Origin of the sequence: Agathobaculum sp. (assembly GCF_034098985.1) — a bacterium.
GTDB lineage: Bacteria > Bacillota > Clostridia > Oscillospirales > Butyricicoccaceae > Agathobaculum.
The window spans coordinates 134,343-150,787 of the sequence record NZ_JAXEOA010000025.1 but is presented as its reverse complement, the minus strand read 5'-3'; the positions used below and the strand labels follow the sequence as shown (position 1 = coordinate 150,787).

General features: G+C 56.9%; 18 protein-coding genes and 1 tRNA gene. 12 read left to right on the top strand and 7 right to left on the bottom strand.

Annotation, left to right across the window (positions count from 1 at the left end; all coding sequences use genetic code 11):
* Positions 1 to 18 precede the first annotated feature (18 nt).
* Both SO058_RS09010 and SO058_RS09005 read right to left on the bottom strand, forming a co-directional pair.
* Complete coding sequence (locus SO058_RS09010) at positions 19 to 1,017, bottom strand: ABC transporter permease subunit (protein WP_320842664.1); 999 nt, start codon at positions 1,015 to 1,017, stop codon at positions 19 to 21.
* A gap of 27 nt (positions 1,018 to 1,044) precedes the next feature.
* Complete coding sequence (locus tag SO058_RS09005; RefSeq protein ID WP_320842663.1) at positions 1,045 to 2,535, bottom strand: sugar ABC transporter ATP-binding protein; 1,491 nt, start codon at positions 2,533 to 2,535, stop codon at positions 1,045 to 1,047.
* 583 nt (positions 2,536 to 3,118) lie between these two features.
* On the opposite strand from SO058_RS09005, the gene SO058_RS09000 reads away from it, so the two are divergent.
* On the top strand, positions 3,119 to 4,129 hold the full coding sequence (locus tag SO058_RS09000; RefSeq protein ID WP_320842662.1) for a sugar ABC transporter substrate-binding protein: 1,011 nt from the start codon (positions 3,119 to 3,121) through the stop codon (positions 4,127 to 4,129).
* 216 nt (positions 4,130 to 4,345) lie between these two features.
* Here the strand turns inward: SO058_RS09000 and SO058_RS08995 are convergent, their stop codons facing one another.
* Positions 4,346 to 5,206 (bottom strand): helix-turn-helix domain-containing protein, encoded by an 861-nt coding sequence (locus SO058_RS08995; protein ID WP_320842661.1) that lies wholly within the window; start codon positions 5,204 to 5,206, stop codon positions 4,346 to 4,348.
* Between the two features lie 252 nt (positions 5,207 to 5,458).
* On the opposite strand from SO058_RS08995, the gene SO058_RS08990 reads away from it, so the two are divergent.
* From SO058_RS08990 to SO058_RS08970, 5 genes are all read left to right on the top strand, one after another.
* Positions 5,459 to 6,391 (top strand): sugar phosphate isomerase/epimerase family protein, encoded by a 933-nt coding sequence (locus SO058_RS08990; RefSeq protein ID WP_320842660.1) that lies wholly within the window; start codon positions 5,459 to 5,461, stop codon positions 6,389 to 6,391.
* 51 nt (positions 6,392 to 6,442) lie between these two features.
* Positions 6,443 to 7,600: a Gfo/Idh/MocA family protein gene (locus SO058_RS08985; RefSeq protein WP_320842659.1), complete on the top strand. Its 1,158-nt coding sequence runs from the start codon at positions 6,443 to 6,445 to the stop codon at positions 7,598 to 7,600.
* A gap of 31 nt (positions 7,601 to 7,631) precedes the next feature.
* Positions 7,632 to 8,165 (top strand): sodium:solute symporter family transporter, encoded by a 534-nt coding sequence (locus SO058_RS08980; protein ID WP_320842658.1) that lies wholly within the window; start codon positions 7,632 to 7,634, stop codon positions 8,163 to 8,165.
* A gap of 65 nt (positions 8,166 to 8,230) precedes the next feature.
* Positions 8,231 to 9,121 carry a helix-turn-helix domain-containing protein gene (locus SO058_RS08975; protein ID WP_320842657.1) on the top strand — a complete coding sequence of 297 codons (891 nt, stop codon included), beginning with the start codon at positions 8,231 to 8,233 and terminating at the stop codon, positions 9,119 to 9,121.
* Positions 9,122 to 9,580: 459 nt separating this feature from the next.
* On the top strand, positions 9,581 to 11,074 hold the full coding sequence (locus SO058_RS08970) for a recombinase family protein (RefSeq protein ID WP_320842656.1): 1,494 nt from the start codon (positions 9,581 to 9,583) through the stop codon (positions 11,072 to 11,074).
* A gap of 4 nt (positions 11,075 to 11,078) precedes the next feature.
* On the opposite strand, the gene SO058_RS08965 is transcribed toward SO058_RS08970, so the two are convergent.
* Complete coding sequence (locus SO058_RS08965) at positions 11,079 to 11,330, bottom strand: spore coat protein CotJB (RefSeq protein WP_320842655.1); 252 nt, start codon at positions 11,328 to 11,330, stop codon at positions 11,079 to 11,081.
* Positions 11,327 to 11,524: a spore coat associated protein CotJA gene (locus SO058_RS08960; protein WP_320842654.1), complete on the bottom strand. Its 198-nt coding sequence runs from the start codon at positions 11,522 to 11,524 to the stop codon at positions 11,327 to 11,329. The genes SO058_RS08965 and SO058_RS08960 overlap by 4 nt, the downstream gene beginning before the upstream one ends.
* Positions 11,525 to 11,660: 136 nt before the next feature.
* Between SO058_RS08960 and SO058_RS08955 the strand changes: the two genes are divergently transcribed.
* The 3 genes from SO058_RS08955 to SO058_RS08945 are packed head-to-tail and all read left to right on the top strand — an operon-like array spanning position 11,661 to position 13,208.
* Positions 11,661 to 12,221: a TIGR01440 family protein gene (locus SO058_RS08955; RefSeq protein ID WP_320842653.1), complete on the top strand. Its 561-nt coding sequence runs from the start codon at positions 11,661 to 11,663 to the stop codon at positions 12,219 to 12,221.
* Between the two features lie 8 nt (positions 12,222 to 12,229).
* The gene (locus SO058_RS08950) at positions 12,230 to 12,937 is read left to right on the top strand and encodes an HAD family hydrolase (protein ID WP_320842652.1); all 708 of its coding nucleotides are present in this window, start codon (positions 12,230 to 12,232) and stop codon (positions 12,935 to 12,937) included.
* Between the two features lie 13 nt (positions 12,938 to 12,950).
* A complete protein-coding gene (locus SO058_RS08945; RefSeq protein WP_320842651.1) occupies positions 12,951 to 13,208 on the top strand; it encodes a TIGR03905 family TSCPD domain-containing protein in 258 nt (85 codons plus the stop codon).
* A gap of 36 nt (positions 13,209 to 13,244) precedes the next feature.
* On the opposite strand, the gene SO058_RS08940 is transcribed toward SO058_RS08945, so the two are convergent.
* Together SO058_RS08940 and SO058_RS08935 are read right to left on the bottom strand one after the other, a co-directional pair.
* Positions 13,245 to 13,904 carry a 4'-phosphopantetheinyl transferase family protein gene (locus SO058_RS08940; protein ID WP_320842650.1) on the bottom strand — a complete coding sequence of 220 codons (660 nt, stop codon included), beginning with the start codon at positions 13,902 to 13,904 and terminating at the stop codon, positions 13,245 to 13,247.
* Positions 13,905 to 14,052: 148 nt separating this feature from the next.
* Positions 14,053 to 14,129, bottom strand: a tRNA-Arg gene (locus SO058_RS08935).
* Positions 14,130 to 14,350: 221 nt separating this feature from the next.
* Between SO058_RS08935 and SO058_RS08930 the strand changes: the two genes are divergently transcribed.
* From SO058_RS08930 to SO058_RS08920, 3 genes are read left to right on the top strand one after another with little or no spacing between them, the layout of a single operon-like run.
* On the top strand, positions 14,351 to 15,733 hold the full coding sequence (locus tag SO058_RS08930; protein WP_320842649.1) for a pyruvate carboxylase subunit B: 1,383 nt from the start codon (positions 14,351 to 14,353) through the stop codon (positions 15,731 to 15,733).
* Between the two features lie 2 nt (positions 15,734 to 15,735).
* Positions 15,736 to 16,047 carry an OadG family protein gene (locus SO058_RS08925; protein WP_320842648.1) on the top strand — a complete coding sequence of 104 codons (312 nt, stop codon included), beginning with the start codon at positions 15,736 to 15,738 and terminating at the stop codon, positions 16,045 to 16,047.
* Positions 16,048 to 16,062: 15 nt separating this feature from the next.
* Positions 16,063 to 16,440: a biotin/lipoyl-containing protein gene (locus tag SO058_RS08920; protein WP_320842647.1), complete on the top strand. Its 378-nt coding sequence runs from the start codon at positions 16,063 to 16,065 to the stop codon at positions 16,438 to 16,440.
* The last annotated feature ends 5 nt before the right edge of the window (positions 16,441 to 16,445 follow it).

Below are 16,445 nucleotides of genomic sequence, written 5' to 3'. Positions count from 1 at the left end.
TTTAATATGATATGACAGTTACGCTTTTTTGGCATTCTTGCGCATGTCAAATACAACAGCCAGGATGATGATTGCGCCCTTGCAGACCTGCTGTAAGTACGGCGAGATCTTGAGCAGCATCATGCCGTTTTTCAGGATGCCGAGGATCAGAATACCGGCGATGACGCCCGAAATGCGGCAGACGCCGCCCGAGTGCGAGGTGCCACCGACTGTGGCGGCCGCGATGGCGTCGAGCTCATAGTTGACGCCGACCGAAGCGTTGCCCGCGCCCGAACGCGCGGCCAGCAGCACGCCGCCGACCGAAGCGCAGAACGCACACCAGGTATAGACCTTGATCAGGTTCTTTTCCACGTTGATACCGGCTACGCGCGCGGCCTGATCGTTGCCGCCGATGGCATAGATTGATTTGCCGAAGCGCGTTTGTGTCAGCATGAAGCCGGATATGACGGCAAAAACAATGAATATCACAATGACGACCGTGACCGAAGCGCCGTTAATGCTGAACAGCTCGCGCTGGGCGACGTTTTTTAGGCCGGGCTTGAGTTCGGGGATCGGGTAGGCGTTGGTATACAGCAGCGCTAGCGCGCGGGCAATCAGCTGCGTGCCCAGCGTCGCAATGAACGCGGGAATCTTGGTGTAGGCGATCAGCCAGCCATTGAGCACGCCGAACAGCGTGCCGACAGCTACGCCCGCCAAAATTGCTACGATAACCGGGATATCTGGAAGGTTGGGGAACAGGCGCGACGCGCCGTATTCAAACTTCTGCGCGAGTGAGGCGGTGACAACGCCGGTCAGTGCGACGAGCGCGCCGGGCGATAGGTCGATGCCCTTGGACAAAATACACCACATGACGCCTACCGTCAGGATACCGGTGATGGATTCGGTCGTCAGCACGCTGACGATGTTTTTAGCGGTCAGGAAGGTCGGCGACAGGAACGCCATTAAAATGACCATAAACAAAAAAACGACCCAGATGGAGTTCTGGCTGACGAACTTTTTGACTTTTGTCGAATTCACGGATAAATACCCCTTTCTTTTCTCTCCTTAGTCCTTTTGCCCATGGCAAAGCGCCATGATATGCTCGCTCGACCACTGCGTGCTGTCGCGCTCGACCACACCGGTGACCTCGCCCTCATACATCGCCACGATGCGGTCGGCCATCCCCATGACCTCGGGCAATTCGGAAGAAATCAGCACAATGGCCTTGCCTTCCGCCGCCAGCTTTGAGATCAGCGTGTGGATCTCGGCTTTCGCGCCCACGTCGATGCCGCGGGTCGGCTCGTCGACAATGAGTACGTCCGGGTTGGTCAGCAGCCAGCGGCCGATGAGCACCTTCTGCTGGTTGCCGCCGGAAAGGTACATGATGAGCTGGTCGTTGGACGGTGTTTTCGTGTTCATTGCCTTGACGTATTTATCGGTGTCCTCGTTGATCTTTTTATGGTTGATCGGGAAGCCGTATGCGGGCAGGTTGGCGAGAATGGTGTTATCCTTGACGCTGCGGATGCCGACGATTCCGTTCCCGCGCCTGTCCTCGGTCAGCAGCGCGATGCGCTCGCGGATCGCGTCGTGCGGGCTGCGGATGGTGAGCTCGCGGCCGTCCTTAAAGACCTTGCCGCCGTCCTTGTGCCGCATGCCGAAAATGGTTTCAACGGTTTCGGTCCGCCCCGCGCCGACCAAGCCGGCAAAGCCGAGGATTTCGCCGCGCCGCACGTCGAACGAAACGTCCTTGACCTGCTTGCCCGAGCGCAGCCCCTCGACCTGGAAGACCACTTCGCCGATCTCGCACGGAATCTTGGGGAACATGTTGGATACCTCGCGGCCAACCATTTGGGTGATCAGCGCGTCCACCGTGGTTTCCTTGGCAAGGTCGTGCCCGACGAACTGGCCGTCCCGCAGCGTGGTCATTTCATCGCAGATCTGGAAGATTTCGTCCATCTTATGGGAAATGTAGATCAGCGCGCAGCCCTCGCTCCGCAGCTTGCGGATGATCTGAAACAGGTGCACGACCTCGCCTTCGGTCAGCGAGGAGGTGGGTTCATCCAGAATCATAACGTCGGGCTTGAAGGACACGGCTTTGCAGATTTCGACCATCTGCATCTGTGCGACGGTCAGATTGCCCATCTTTTCATCCGGGTCGATATTCAGATCCATTTCCTTAAACAGTTCGATCGTATCGGCGCGCATCTTCTTGTGGTCAATATGGATGCCCTTATAAGGTTCGCGCCCCAGCCATACGTTTTCGGATACCGGCCTTTCCAACACGGGACTCAGCTCCTGATGAATCATGGAAATACCGTTTTGCAGGGCTTCGAGCGGCCCCTTGAAATCCACTTCCTTGCCCTTAAACCGGATTGTTCCCGAGGTTTTGTGGTAGATACCGATCAGACACTTCATCAATGTGGATTTGCCTGCGCCGTTTTCGCCCATCAGCGCATGCACCGTGCCGGGCCGCAGTTTGAGCTGCACGCCGTCCAGAGCACGCACGCCGGGGAAGTCCTTGATGATATCGGTCATTTCCAATATGTACTCGCTCACTTTGCCACCTCCACTTTTCTTCTCTCCTTTTAATATCAGTTCGCTTTCCGCCGACGGCAGCCGCGCCGGCCCTCCTCGCGATAGCTTTATTTTACCGTAATTCCAGCGGGCTGCCCTTCACTATCCTGTTGCGGACGGCTGGAAAGCGGGGGAATCTTCCACAAAAAACAGGCATCCATTTTTGGATACTCCACAATCCTGTCCTCGCGGAAGCGGACGCGCGTCGCCGCATGGCCGGAAAAGGCGGGCGCATATGTCAGCCTGATTGGACAGAGGGCGGTGGGATTGGTACAAATATATCAAAGCGATGGGCGGGCTGCGATGCGTTTTGTAGAAGCATCCAAAAACAACGTGACTTCCTCCGGTGAAGTCACGGGAGGTGCTCGGAACGGCCAAAGGACAGGAAAGTGGAGTTTCCAAACATCACAGGGCAATATTTATGCAAAATATCCACATAATCAAGGATTCCGCAAACAGCATTGTGAAGGTGCGGCGGCGGGCGGGTCTGTATAATAGAAACCATAGAGCACCGCCCGGAATCCGGAGGCGTGTACATTCCGAAAAGAGAAGGAGAGAACACAACATGAAAAAAAGACTATTAGCTGTATTATTGGTAAGCGCGATGAGCCTAGGGCTTCTGGCCGGCTGTGGAGACGACGGCGCGCAGACCCCTGGGGAGGGCGGCGAGCAGGCCACAAATGAGGGAGGCGCTGCAGAAAAGTATCAGGTCGGCTTTTCAATTGCGATGCGCGACCAGTTCTGGACCTCTATGGAAAATGCGATGAAGCCCTTTGCTGAGGAGAACAACATTGACCTGAGCATTCTGGATGCCAACCAGGACGTCGCCACGCAGCTCGGCCAGGTGCAGACCTGGGCGGCCGACGGCTACGACGCCGCGGTTATCGGCTTGGCTAACAACGATTCGGCCGAGGACGTGCTGGCCGCCGCTGGCGACATGAAGGTTGTCTTCGTCAACCGTCAGCCCAATCTGGACGTGCTCAAGGATGGGCAGGTCGTTTACGTCGGCACCGACGAGACGTTGTACGGCACCGAGCAGGGAAATTATCTGGCCAAGCTGTTTGAAGCGGACGGCAAGACCGAGGTCAACATCGCGATGTTCACCGGCACGCTGGGCCTGGACAATGTGACCAAACGTACCAATTCCGCCAAAGCGGCGCTCGAGGCCAACGGGATTAAGGCGAATTATGTATTTGAGAACACCGCTGAGTGGGATCGCGGCAAGGCAATGGATCAGTTCAGCCAGTTCATGGGCACGGGCGAAACTGTGGACGCGGTCATCTGCAACAACGACGAGATGGCGCTGGGCGTCATCGAGGCGATGAAGACCAACGGCGACAAGACCGTATTCTGCCCGGTGGTTGGTATTGACGCGACAGACGTCGGCTGCGCTGCCGTAAAGGCGGGCGACATGGCCTGCTCGGTTTTCCAGGATCCGGTCGCGCAGGGAGAAGGCACGCTCAAGTGCGCGCTTGGCCTCATTAAGGGCGAAGCAATCGACGGACTGGTTGACAACTACTACAATATCACCCCGCAGCTCGTTACTAAGGACAACGTAGACAATTTCATCAAGTGACCGTGAAGCCCATTTAAGGCGGGTCGCATTCGCGCCGCCGGCGGCAAGGGATATCCTGATATTGCAAGTATCTTTCTCCTTTTTCCAGCGGCGCATCAACCTCTCTCAATGCGCCGGCGTAGGCTGCCAGATGCTTCGTCTGGCGGCCTGCGGCATTTGAGAAAAAAGTGCGCTTCTATCAAGTAGAAGCGCACTTTTTTTTTCCGGCCGAGAGAGCTATTGTCCGCGCCTGCCCTGCATCCGCGCAAGGTATTCGCGGCGGTAGCGGATGGGCGGCAGGCCGACCGTCTTGGTAAAAATGGCGTTAAAATGCCCTGCGCCGTTATAGCCGACCATGGCCGCAATCTGTGCGGCGCTGTAATCGGTCGTGATCAGCAGGTTTTGCGCCTCGCCGATGCGGCAGCGGATCATGTACTGGATGGGGGAGAAACCCGTGATGCGCTTAAACACATGGGCCAGATAATACGGCGAAACATGCAGCAGGCTGCCAAGCCCTGCCAGTGTCAGCGGCTCGGCAAAATGCACGGCGATGTATTGCCGGATGCGGTTGGAAAGGATGAGGTCGGCCTGCTGCTGTCCGCTCCGTTCGTCCGCCGGAAAATCCAGCGAGAGCAATACGAGCGCAGGCAGGAGTCGGTTGGCAATCTCGTGCGCGTGCGCGGTGTTTTGCTCCATGTGCTCGTAAATCAGCTTGCAGAGCGCGTGGATTTCGGCGTGGCGCGCGCCGGCGGGGCGGACGAAGCCGTTTTCCGGCGTGGTCATCTGCCCGGGGGTAAGCCCGTTGAGAGACAATCCGGAAATGCCGAAGCAGAAGGTTCCGATCTCATGCTCCGAGGCGGAGGAGACCTCGTGGAGGTCGCCTTGGTTGTATAATAGCAGGTCTCCCGGGCGGATCGAATAGCTATATCCGTCCACGATATAGGTTCCTTCGCCCTGATACACGAACAGAAGCTCAACGATGCCGTCGTGCCGGTGGATGGAACGGTGCACCTTTTGACTGGAGACAGTCTGCCGGGTGGCGTAGAGCAACGAGGGCGTGAGGCCGTCCTGAAAAGACGGCGGCGGATACAGCGTCATGCGGTTCCCTCCTTTTTTCTGGATATCCGGTTCTTCTAGTATGCAGGATTTTTCTAAAAAGAGCAAGAAACCGCAATCGACAAAAAATAATTGCTAAATTTGTGCAAGATTTCCGGTGTATGGGCAGGAGAAAGCGCAAGAACCGGGAAACTGCATTGATAGGTTTGCGCTATAATAGCGCATGCAAAGAGAAAAAGAACGATGCAGTCACATGTGTAACAGCATTGGAACGATAGAAAGGAGTAAGCGATCATGTCAATTCAAATTTGCGGCGCGCCCTGCTGCTGGGGCGTAGACGACGTCAACAACCCGTATTTGCCGCCATGGAAGCGCGTGCTGGAGGAAGCGGGCAAGGCGGGCTACAGCGCAATTGAGCTCGGGCCTTACGGATATCTGCCGATCGACGTGCCGGCGGTTTCGGCGGAGCTGCGCAAGAACGGCCTTGCCATTGTGGCGGGCACAATCTTTCACGATCTGCTCGACCCGGACAACCAAGAGAGTGTGCTGCGGGCGGTGGATGATATCTGCCGCCTGATCACCGATCCCGCGCTGCCGCGCCTGCCGGTGCACCAGGGGCAAAAGTTCCCGACGCCGTATATGACAGTTATGGACTGGGGGCACGATGAGCGCGATTACGCCGCGGGGCACTCCGACCGTGCGCCGCGCCTTTCGCCGGAAGCGTGGGAACGGTTTATGGGCAATGTGCGCGCCGTTTGCGACCGCGCGAATTCCTACGGCGTTCGCCCGGTCATCCACCCGCACGCGGGCGGCTACATTGAGTTTGCCGACGAGATCGACGCGGTCACGCGGGATATCCCCTATGAGACCGCCGGCCTGTGCCTGGACACCGGCCATCTATATTATTCGGGCATGGATCCAGTGGAGTGGCTGGAAAAGTACGCCGCGCGGCTGGATTACGTCCATTTTAAGGATGTCGACGAGACGGTCTACCGGCAGGTGCTAAGCGAGCATATCCGCTTTTTTGAGGGCTGTGGCAAGGGCGCGATGTGCCCAATTGGTAAGGGCTGTCTGGACTATCCAGCCATTCGCAGCGCGCTGGACGGGATTGGCTACGCGGGCTATATTACGATTGAGCAGGAGCGCGATCCGCGCAACAGCGACACCAGCCTGCGCGACGTGAAGGCCAGCGTGGACTATTTAAAGAGCGTCGGGTACCAGATTTAATGATTCATACATAAAAAGGAGAAACGCATCATGTATAATGGAGAAAAAAGAGTGGGGAACCCAATCCGCTGGTCAATGGTCGGCGGAGGCAAGGGGAGCCAGATCGGGTATATTCATCGTTCGGCCGCCCTGCGCGACAACAACTTCGAACTGGTAGCAGGTGCATTCGATATCGACCCCACGCGCGGCAAGGCGTTTGGCGAAAGTCTGCGCGTCGATCCGGCGCGCTGCTACCCAGATTATAAGACTCTGTTTTCCGAGGAGGCCAAGCGTCCGGACGGCATCCAGGCGGTCTCGATCGCCACGCCCAACGGCATGCATTACGAGGTGTGCAAGGCCGCGCTGAACGCGGGACTGCACGTGGTCTGCGAAAAGCCGCTGTGCTTCACCTCGGCCGAGGCCGAAGAGCTCGTGGAGCTGGCTAACGAAAAGAAGCGCGTGGTCGGCGTGACCTATGGCTATTCCGGCCACCAGCTCATCCAGCAGGCGCGCCAGATGATCCGCCGCGGCGACCTCGGCGAGATCCGCGTTATCAATATGAGCTTTGCGTTCGGCGGCTACAACGTCAAAATTGAGGAGACAAACCCGGCAGCAAAGTGGCGCTTTGACCCGAAAAAGGCAGGCCCGTCCTTCGCACTGGGCGACGTGGGCACGCATCCACTGTTCCTCATCGAAGCGATGATTCCAGATATGCAGATCGACAACCTGATGTGCACCAAGCAGGCGTTTGTCGAGGGGCGCGAGTTGGAGGATAATGCCTTTGTCATCATGAACCTCAAGGGCAGCCAGTCGGTGCAGGCGGGCGCGCAGGTGTACTGCTGGGCAAGTTCGATCAACTGCGGCGCGCGCCATTATCATAAGATCCGCGTAGTGGGCTCCAAGGCTTCGCTCGAATGGGACGACGAGCGCCCGAACCAGATGACCTATGAGATCGAGGGCGAGCCGGTGCGCGTGCTCGAGCGCGGCGCGGGCTATCTGTACGACGAGGCGCGTGTGGAGGATCGCATCGGCGGCGGCCACGCGGAGGGGCTGTTCGAGGCGTGGGCCAACTTGTACGCCCGTTTCGCCGTGGCGATGGCGGACGCGGACAAGGGCGCGTACGGCGATTTCTGGTATCCGAGCGTGGAAGCCGGGGCACAGGGCGTCAAATGGATCGAAAAGTGCGTCGAATCGGCCGACAAGGGTTCTGTCTGGGTAGATTACGACTGATCACAGCCAAGCAAGGTAACAACCTGTTTTATTGGGCGACCAACCAGTCGATCATCCAGCGGTCGCTTGCAGGCAAAACTTGGCCGAAAGCCAGAAGGGCGCGATCTGGGCGGGCTTTTTTAAGATTCTGGACGCAGCCATTCTGGTCATTCCGGGCATCATCGCGTTCCAATTGCTTGCGGGGCGGATGGACACCTCGGTCGGCATGGCGGCAGACGCGGCGTACCCCATGCTCATCCTCGAGATTGTCCCCAAGCCGCTGCTGGGTTTCCTTGCCGCCGTGATGTTCGGCGCGATCCTATCGTCTTTCAATTCGGTGCTCAATTCGTCGGTCACAATCTTCATGCTCGACCTATACCAGCCCATTTTCGCGCCGCAGGCCAAAGCGGCCAAGCTGGTCAAGATGGTTAAAGTGTTTGGAATGGTGATCGCGGTGGCGGCCACTATCGTCGCGCCGTTCGTCATGTTTTTCGGCACCGGCATCATGAATTTCATCAACGAGTGCTGGGGCTTCTTTGCCATGCCGCTGTATCTGCTGTTCTCCCTGCTTGGCGTCGCCGCCTGACGACGGAAAGCTGGGGCGCGACCGCGGCTTTCCGCTACCCCACATCAAAGCGAGGTGGTCTGACAATGTCTACAAAATTAGAGACGAATTATCTGAACCATGTGTTTTCACAGGGGATGTCCGGGAACGAACGCATGCCCACGCTGCTGTATATCACAAAGCAGCAGTTCGGCGGCCAGAAGCGAGACCGGCCGCTGCACAGCCACGATTCGCTGTGCGAGATCCTGCTGGTTTACCGCGGCTTTGGGAATTATGTGACCCGTAGCCAGACATATCCCATCCAGGCGGGCGACATTCTATTTTACAATCAAGGGGAAGCCCACGAAGTGCGTAGCATGTCCGATCAGGAGATCGGTACATATTGCTTCGGCGTTTCAAATCTGCGGTTAGAAGGCCTGCCGGAGAACCACATCATCCCGTCGGACGGCTATCCGGTGCGGCCGGCCGGCGCGCTGTTTGACTTCTTAAACGAGCTCTGTGAGCGCGCCTATCAGATTCTGGATACCGGTACATTCGGCAAGGCGGCCGCGCAGTGCCTGACAGCGGCTCTACTGCTGATCGCGCATAAGATCGAGGTGGAACCGCGGCTGACCGACAGTTCTGAGCAGGACACCCGCATGTCTGCCCGGATACGCGATTATCTGGATCAGCATTTCACCGAGCCGCTGACACTCAAAACGCTGGCCGATGCGTTCCAGTGCAGCGAGCCCTACATCTCGCATTTGTTCAAAAAGACCACAGGCTATTCTCCCATCCAGTATGTCATCCGCCGCCGCATCGGGCTGGCGCAGACCTATCTGGTCAGCAGCGATTATACCGCGACTCAGATTGCGACCATTGTCGGCTATGACAACACGAATTATTTCAGCACGATTTTCACGAAAATCGTGGGCGTTTCGCCGATACGCTACAAAAAGCAGTATTTGGAGAGTCTGCGCGGTGCGGCAACACAGTGATGTGTGGCTATAATCATTTAATCGGCAAGAAAGCCCCGGCCATATGGCCGGGGCTTTCTTGCCGATTAAATGTTGAAAGTTTCTCAACTTCCCGATAAGAATTAGAATAGCTATCAGTTAAGAAGAGATCAGATTCAAGTATGATTCTGGTACGGATCTTTACTGATATGGGAAATAAACTTGAATACTCTTTCCATAACGCTCGTAGGATGTGGATGAGGAGGCATGAAAGTTGGACGATCACTCAACACATCCAGCGGCAAAGCTCACCGATTTTGAGTTTACAGTCGTGCATATACAGCCGAAAGGGACTGCTGAGACCATCTATAGGGCAAGGGAGAATGCGGCGAGGGAACTGTTTCATATATTTGTGAAATATGTATAGCTTCTGAAACGCATTGGGCTGTTGGCGTATATCTGGATACGTTAACAGCTCTTTTCGTATGAAAGGGGCCTGATATGGACTTTATTTATGCAAGGCAGTCGATCGACAAGGCTGACAGTATTTCGATAGAGAGCCAGATCGAGTATTGCAAATATGAGACCAGGGGAGGAGAATATCAAACCTTTTTTGATAGAGGTTACAGTGGAAAAAATACAAAGCGACCCGAGTTTCAAGCAATGATGGAGCAATTGCGGCAGGGGAAAGCCGCCCGGGTGATCGTGTATAAATTGGACCGTATCAGCCGTTCTATTCTGGATTTTGCAAATATGATGGAAGAATTTCAGCAGTTTCATGTCGAATTTGTTTCTTGTACGGAGAAGTTTGACACCTCTACACCGATGGGGCGGGCGATGCTGAATATCTGCATCGTTTTTGCCCAGTTGGAACGCGAGACAATCCAGATGCGCGTGACGGATTCGTACGCCGCGCGGATGAAACACGGCTTTTTTATGGGCGGGCATATTCCCTATGGGTTTACGCTCGAGCCTATCGAGGTAGATGGTATTCATACAAAGCGCTATGTGCCGGAGTCTGTGGAAGCGGAGCATATCCGCCTGATCTGCTCACTCTATGCGGATATGCGAAATTCCATTGGCGATGTGGTCAAGCATTTGCAGGGAAGCGGCATCGTGAACCGGCGAGGTAAACCGTGGACGCGCGAGCGTATCCTGGAGACGATCCGCAACCCGATCTATGTGAAGGCGGACCGCAGCGTTTACGACTTTTATAAGCAGGTCGGCGCAGAGGTGCTAAGCGATCAGGAATTGTTTATCGGGCAAAATGGGTGCTTTCTGTTCACCGGAGAAGACGGCAGACGTAAGGAATGCCATCTGGAAGGCACGAGGCTGATCTTGGCACCACATCAGGGCATTGTGGAACCGGATGTTTGGCTTGCGTGCAGGAAGCGCAACATGGGCAATAAACCGCTGTCCATCAGCAATAAAGCCAAATGGACATGGCTTGCCGGCAAAGCAAAATGCGCGGAATGCGGCTATGCTTTGGTCGTTAAACGCGCGCCGCCCAATTGGCGCCGCTATTTGGCGTGTTCCCACCGCTATAATTCTCATGGGTGCAGTTCGACAGGCCTGCTGAAAGCAGAGCAGGTAGAGGCTTGCGTAGCCGAACAGATCAAAGCAAAGCTCGAGAGCTTCGGAGTGCTCTGCCAACAAAAGCCGGAAGAAGACCCTCGGGCCGCTGAGCTGCGTGCAAGGCTTTCTGCGCTTGCCGGTGAAAAGGAAGTGCTGCTCTCGCGCATCCTTGTGGCGAACGACGCGGCGATGAAGCTGATCAACAGCCGCGTTGCCGAAATTGAACGGCAGGAGCAGGCGTGGAGCCAAGAACTGCTGGAACTTGAGCGGTCTCAAGCCGGTGTGGATGCTGCGGCGGTCGCCGATTGCGCAGGCAAGTGGGACAGTCTGGAATTTGAGGATAAACGCACGGTTTTAAACGTTTTGGTGGAAAAAATAGAGATTTCCCGCGAAACGGTACATATCTTCTGGCGCGTGTGAATTGTCATATGCATGGTGTAGGCCACGGGTCGTCAATCCAATGCCATACGCCCGAACGGGTGTCGGTCTCCCGCGCGGTCAGCGGGCCGAAGTGGTCCTCGTATTCTGCGGCGGCCTTGTCAAAGGCTGTGCGCATTTTGCTATAGTACGCAAGTGCGGCGGCGTTTTTTGGATGGCCGTCGAGATACTCGATCACATCGACCAGCGCAAAGTCATACATACGCACACGGTTTAACAGTTTTTCACGTTCGGTCATCTCGGGACGGCCTCCTCTCCGAGGAAAGGCTTATCAAGCGACGGGAAGATCGTGCCGCGCGAAAGCGCGAGAGACGGTTCATATGTCTCTTCAAAGCTCTGCGCCGGAACGAACGCCATCGCAAGCGAAAGCAGACGGGGATCAATGCTGTCCGCCGGCAGCATCTGATCCTGGTTGCCCAGTTGCATATTCATAAGCGGTTGCTCCTTGCTTGTAATCATTTGAGGTCTCGCCTCATGATCAGTTTATGCTGTGGAAAAAAAGCGGTGAAACCCCGTGCCAAACATAGGCGAATGTGGTATACTGTAAGCGCAAGGAGGCTTAAATACCATGGAATTGAAACAAGTCCGGGAAGCCTGCGCCGATGCCGCCGCGCGCGTGTGCGACGGCGCAAAGCTGCGTGCGGGCGATCTGTTTGTGGTCGGCTGTTCATCGAGCGAGATATTAGGCGAAAAGATCGGCACCCATTCGAGCGTGGAAACGGCGGGAGCTGTTTTTGAAGGGATCTGGGAAGTGCTGCGCGGGCGCGATATTTATCTGGCGGCGCAGTGCTGCGAGCATCTGAACCGGGCGTTGGTCGTAGAGCGGGCGGCGTACGAGCGGTTTGGGCTTGAACAGGTAAACGTCGTGCCGCAGCCCAAGGCGGGCGGCTCGTTTGCGACGACGGCCTACGCGCGTTTTGCCGACCCGGTCGCGGTCGAAAGCCTTCGGCAGTCGGCACATGCGGGCATGGATATTGGCGGCACGCTGATCGGTATGCATATTCACCCGGTCGTGGTGCCGCTGCGCATCGGTGTGAGCAGGATCGGCGAAGCGACGCTGATCTGTGCGCGCAGGCGGTGCAAGTTTGTCGGCGGCAGCCGCGCAGTATATGATGAAAACCTGTTGTGAGGGAAAATATGGGACTGAAAGCAGCATTTTTTGATTTGGACGACACGCTGTACGAGAGCTTCCAAGCGGGCGACCGGTATGCCTATGATCGGCTCGCCGCGTTTGCGCAAGCAGAGCTTGGCGTGCCGGGGGATGCCTTTGTCGCGGCGTTTGCGGAAGCCCGCGCCGCGTTGGCGCGCAGCCAGCCGGGCATGCCGCCGCTGCACGACCGCGTGCTGGCCGCGCAGGGGGCGCTGGAGCGGCTGGGGCTCAATGCCGTGCGCCATGCGCGCCGGGTGCATGAGGTATACTGGCAGGCGGTATATGACAAGATGAAGCGCCGCCCCGGCGTTTTGGAGCTTTTGGACGAACTGCGCGCCGCAGGCGTAAAAACCGCAGTGTGCACCGATATGCTGGCCGATGTACAGATGGAAAAGCTTGAGCGGCTCGGCCTTGCGGACAAGGTGGATTTTCTTGTTTCGAGCGAGGAGGCCGGGCAGGATAAGCCCGCGCCGCCGATCTTTGCGCTGGCACTGCGCAAATGTGGCTGCCTGCCGTCGGAGGCGGTCATGGTGGGTGATAATTTCCGGCACGATGTGCAAGGTGCGCTGGACTGCGGCATTGCGGGCGTCTGGCTCAACTGGACCGGCCTGCCGAAACCCGCGGAATTACGCGCGTATACTGAAGTGAAAGACTTTGCAGAGGCGGCGGATTATATCCGCACGCTGCTTTGCTGAGGAGGGAGCGACTATGCAGCATTTTGACTATAAGCCGCGCGGCGTATGCCCAATGAAGATCTCTTTCGACCTCGACGGCGACACGGTACACAACGTTGCCTTTTCCGGCGGCTGCAACGGCAACCTGCAGGCGATCAGCCGCGTTGTCGAAGGCATGACCGTCGATCAGGTGGAGGGGTATTTCAAAGGCATTTCATGCGGCGGCAAGGGCACCTCGTGTTCAGACCAGCTCGCGACTGCGGTTCGCACCGCATACGACAAAGAGCAATAGAAAAGGCGGCGCCCGCAGGCGCCGCCTTTATTATGGTCAATTCAGAATTTCGAGCAGGGGTTCCTCCGCGTCCGCGCCCTCGGTGCATACGGCGAGGCGATAGGCAAGATCGGCCGGAAACGGCACGAGCGCAAGCGAATAAGGACGGTCTACCTCTTCACAAGAAAGGGTAGGCGGGTCTGCGCGCAGGTTGACACAGAAGCTGCGCAGGGGCAGGCTGAGGCCGTGCCCGGTCGCTTTTACAAACGCTTCCTTGAGCACCCAGAGCGAATAGAACGCATCCTCGCGCCGGTAGGGTACCAGACTATTCAGGTAACGCGTTTCCTCCTTGTGGAAAAAGCGTTCGGCGATGTCGCGCCGGCCGGGTTCGCGGCGCTCGATATCGACACCGACCGGTTGGTCGCTCACCGCGCATACGGCCCATGCTCCCGCGTGCGACAGGCTGAAATGCACGCCGGGTTGCGCGACCAGATGCGGCTTGCCGCCCTCGGCGACCGAGATGGCGAGCGGGTGCGGTACGAACGGGAACCGGCGGGCGATGGCGTATTCAAGGAGCAGCGTTGCGGCGACGCTTTGCGCGCGGCCCGGTCCCGCGCGGCGGTCGAGCAGTTCGAGCCGATCGGGCGAAATGAGCGAGCGAACGGTCGGGTCGTCCGGATTGACAGAAGCGACGGGAATAGCGTAGATAACGGTCAAGGCGGATATGCCCTCCTTTTTGGTTCATTAAAAAACACTGCTCTTATTATACAGAGCACGCGAAAATATCAACATTTTTACCAGACAGGAAGTTGGTAAAAAGCCGCATCCTGCTCCACAATGGGAACGCGGATGGCGGCTTTTCGTCTGGCACGCCCGAGAGGAGTCGAACCTCCGACCTACCGCTTAGGAGGCGGTCGCTCTATCCATCTGAGCTACGGGCGCATACCTATTATCCATGATACCGCATGTGCGTGGGATTGTCAATTGCGACGCGGGTGCAAAATCCTTCGTTAAGATACCGTGTATTTTTGGCAAATCTCACAAATAATCGTTGCAAATCGAGCGTGAAACGTGGTATGATACCAATAGAATCAAAATGGGGAAGTAGGGAAGTTTCACAGCTGAAAACCCATTTTTTGTGGTTAAAGGAGGGGCGTAACAACGTGAAATCCATGCACATCACAGAGACCGTGCTGCGTGACGCGCAGCAGTCTCTCATCGCCACCCGCATGCCTTTCGGGGATTTTGAAGCCGTTCTGGACGAAATGGACAAAGCCGGCTATCATTCCATCGAATGCTGGGGCGGCGCGACGTTCGACAGCTGCCTGCGCTATCTGGGCGAGGATCCGTGGGAGCGTCTGCGCAAGATCAAATCGCACATGAAAAACACCAAGCTGCAAATGCTGCTGCGTGGGCAGAATCTGCTTGGCTATCATCATTATTCGGATGATACCGTGCGCCGGTTCGTGCGCAAATCCATTGAAAACGGAATGGATATCATCCGTATTTTCGATGCGCTGAACGACCTGCGCAATATTGAAACGGCGGTAGACGAATGCCTGAAAGCGGGCGGGCACGCGCAGGGCTGCATCTGCTACACGCTCAGCCCGATTCACAGCCTTGAGATGTTTGTATCACTCGGCAAACAGATTGAAAAAATGGGATGCAACAGCCTGTGCATCAAGGATATGGCGGGCATTATGTCTCCGCAGGAGTGCTTCGATTTGGTTTCCGCGCTGCGGGAAAATATCAGCCTGCCGATTTATGTGCACACCCATGCGACGACCGGCCTCGGATATATGACCTATCTGAAAGCCGCCGAGGCGGGCGCGGCCGGCATCGACTGTGCAACCTCGTGCTTCTCGGGAGGCACCAGCCAGCCCGCGACGGAATCGCTCGTTTACGCGCTTGCGCAGATGGGATTTGACTGCGGCGTGGACAAAGACGTACTGAAAAAGGTCAACGACTTTTTCCTGCCGGTCAAAGAGAAGTTCTCTGCAAGCGGCGTGTTTGACCCATATGTGCTGTCTACCAAGACCGACGCGCTGACCTACCAGATCCCGGGCGGCATGCTGTCCAATCTGGTCGCGCAGCTCAAGGCGCAGAACGCGATCGACAAGCTCGAGGCCGTTCTCGAGGAAACGCCCAAGGTGCGAAAGGATCTTGGCTACCCGCCGTTGGTCACACCGCTTTCCCAGATGGTGGGCGTGCAGGCGACGGTCAATGTGCTACTTGGCGGGCGCTATAAATCGATCGGCAAAGAGATCAAGAGCTATATCAAGGGCGAATATGGAAAAGCTCCCGGGGAAATTAATCCGGAACTTGCCAGACAGGTGCTTGGCGAAGAACAACCGCTGACCGGCCGCTATGCCGACACACTCGCGCCTGAATTTGAAGAGGCCAAGGCTTTGCTGGGCGAGCGCGCACACAGCGAGGAGGACGTCCTCAGCTATATCGCGTTCCCGCAGCAGGCAGAGCAGTATTTTGATAAGCGCGACAGTGAAAAGCCGCTCGTCGTGCAGTTTAGCATTAAGGAGGTCGGCTGAATATGCCCGGCAATTTAACTGGCGAATCCTTTCTGATTGCGCTGTCCGGCATCGTGATTGTATTTCTGATGCTGGCCGTGCTTTCCGGCATGATCGTTGTTATTTCAAAAGCGGTTGGTGCGGTCACCGGGCGGCAGCCTGTGCCGTCTATCCAGACAGCGCCAGTTCCCACTCCGGCGGTTACGGCAGCGCCCGCACCCGTGCGGCTGGACGGCGTCAACGATCTGACAGCGGCCTGCATCATGGCGATTGTCAGCGACGAGCTCGGCGTTACGCCGGACCAACTCGTATTCCGCTCGATCAAAGCACTTTAAGGGGGAAATGGACCAATGAAATATGTTGTAACGCTCAATGGCAAGCAATATGAAGTCGAGGTCGAGAAGGGCCAGGCGACTGCTGTATTAAAAGGAAACGCGCCTGCGGCTGCACCTGCACCAACTCCGTCGCCCGCACCTGCTGCTGCCCCGGCTGCTCCCGCAGCTGCACCCGCGGCGGGCGGTGAAACCGTCGCCGCGCCCATGCCGGGCACCATTTTGGATGTACGCTGCTCTGCCGGCCAGCAGGTCAAGGCAGGTGACGTACTGTTCATTCTGGAAGCGATGAAAATGGAAAACGAGATCAGTGCGCCGCACGACGGCGTGGTGTCTTCGGTCAGTGTACAGAAAGGCGCGGCTGTCGATACCGGCTCCGTGCTTTGCACGCTGTAACAGGG

What these genes read in the sequence shown, in the direction of transcription:
- SO058_RS08975 (WP_320842657.1), top strand. Translation starts at nt 8,231, where the DNA reads ATGTCTACAAAATTAGAGACGAATTATCTGAACCATGTGTTTTCACAG.
- SO058_RS08960 (WP_320842654.1), bottom strand. Translation starts at nt 11,524, where the DNA reads ATGAATATGCAACTGGGCAACCAGGATCAGATGCTGCCGGCGGACAGC.
- SO058_RS08955 (WP_320842653.1), top strand. Translation starts at nt 11,661, where the DNA reads ATGGAATTGAAACAAGTCCGGGAAGCCTGCGCCGATGCCGCCGCGCGC.
- SO058_RS08970 (WP_320842656.1), top strand. Translation starts at nt 9,581, where the DNA reads ATGGACTTTATTTATGCAAGGCAGTCGATCGACAAGGCTGACAGTATT.
- SO058_RS08995 (WP_320842661.1), bottom strand. Translation starts at nt 5,206, where the DNA reads ATGACGCTGTATCCGCCGCCGTCTTTTCAGGACGGCCTCACGCCCTCG.
- SO058_RS08920 (WP_320842647.1), top strand. Translation starts at nt 16,063, where the DNA reads ATGAAATATGTTGTAACGCTCAATGGCAAGCAATATGAAGTCGAGGTC.
- SO058_RS09000 (WP_320842662.1), top strand. Translation starts at nt 3,119, where the DNA reads ATGAAAAAAAGACTATTAGCTGTATTATTGGTAAGCGCGATGAGCCTA.
- SO058_RS08925 (WP_320842648.1), top strand. Translation starts at nt 15,736, where the DNA reads ATGCCCGGCAATTTAACTGGCGAATCCTTTCTGATTGCGCTGTCCGGC.
- SO058_RS08965 (WP_320842655.1), bottom strand. Translation starts at nt 11,330, where the DNA reads ATGACCGAACGTGAAAAACTGTTAAACCGTGTGCGTATGTATGACTTT.
- SO058_RS08950 (WP_320842652.1), top strand. Translation starts at nt 12,230, where the DNA reads ATGGGACTGAAAGCAGCATTTTTTGATTTGGACGACACGCTGTACGAG.
- SO058_RS08990 (WP_320842660.1), top strand. Translation starts at nt 5,459, where the DNA reads ATGTCAATTCAAATTTGCGGCGCGCCCTGCTGCTGGGGCGTAGACGAC.
- SO058_RS08945 (WP_320842651.1), top strand. Translation starts at nt 12,951, where the DNA reads ATGCAGCATTTTGACTATAAGCCGCGCGGCGTATGCCCAATGAAGATC.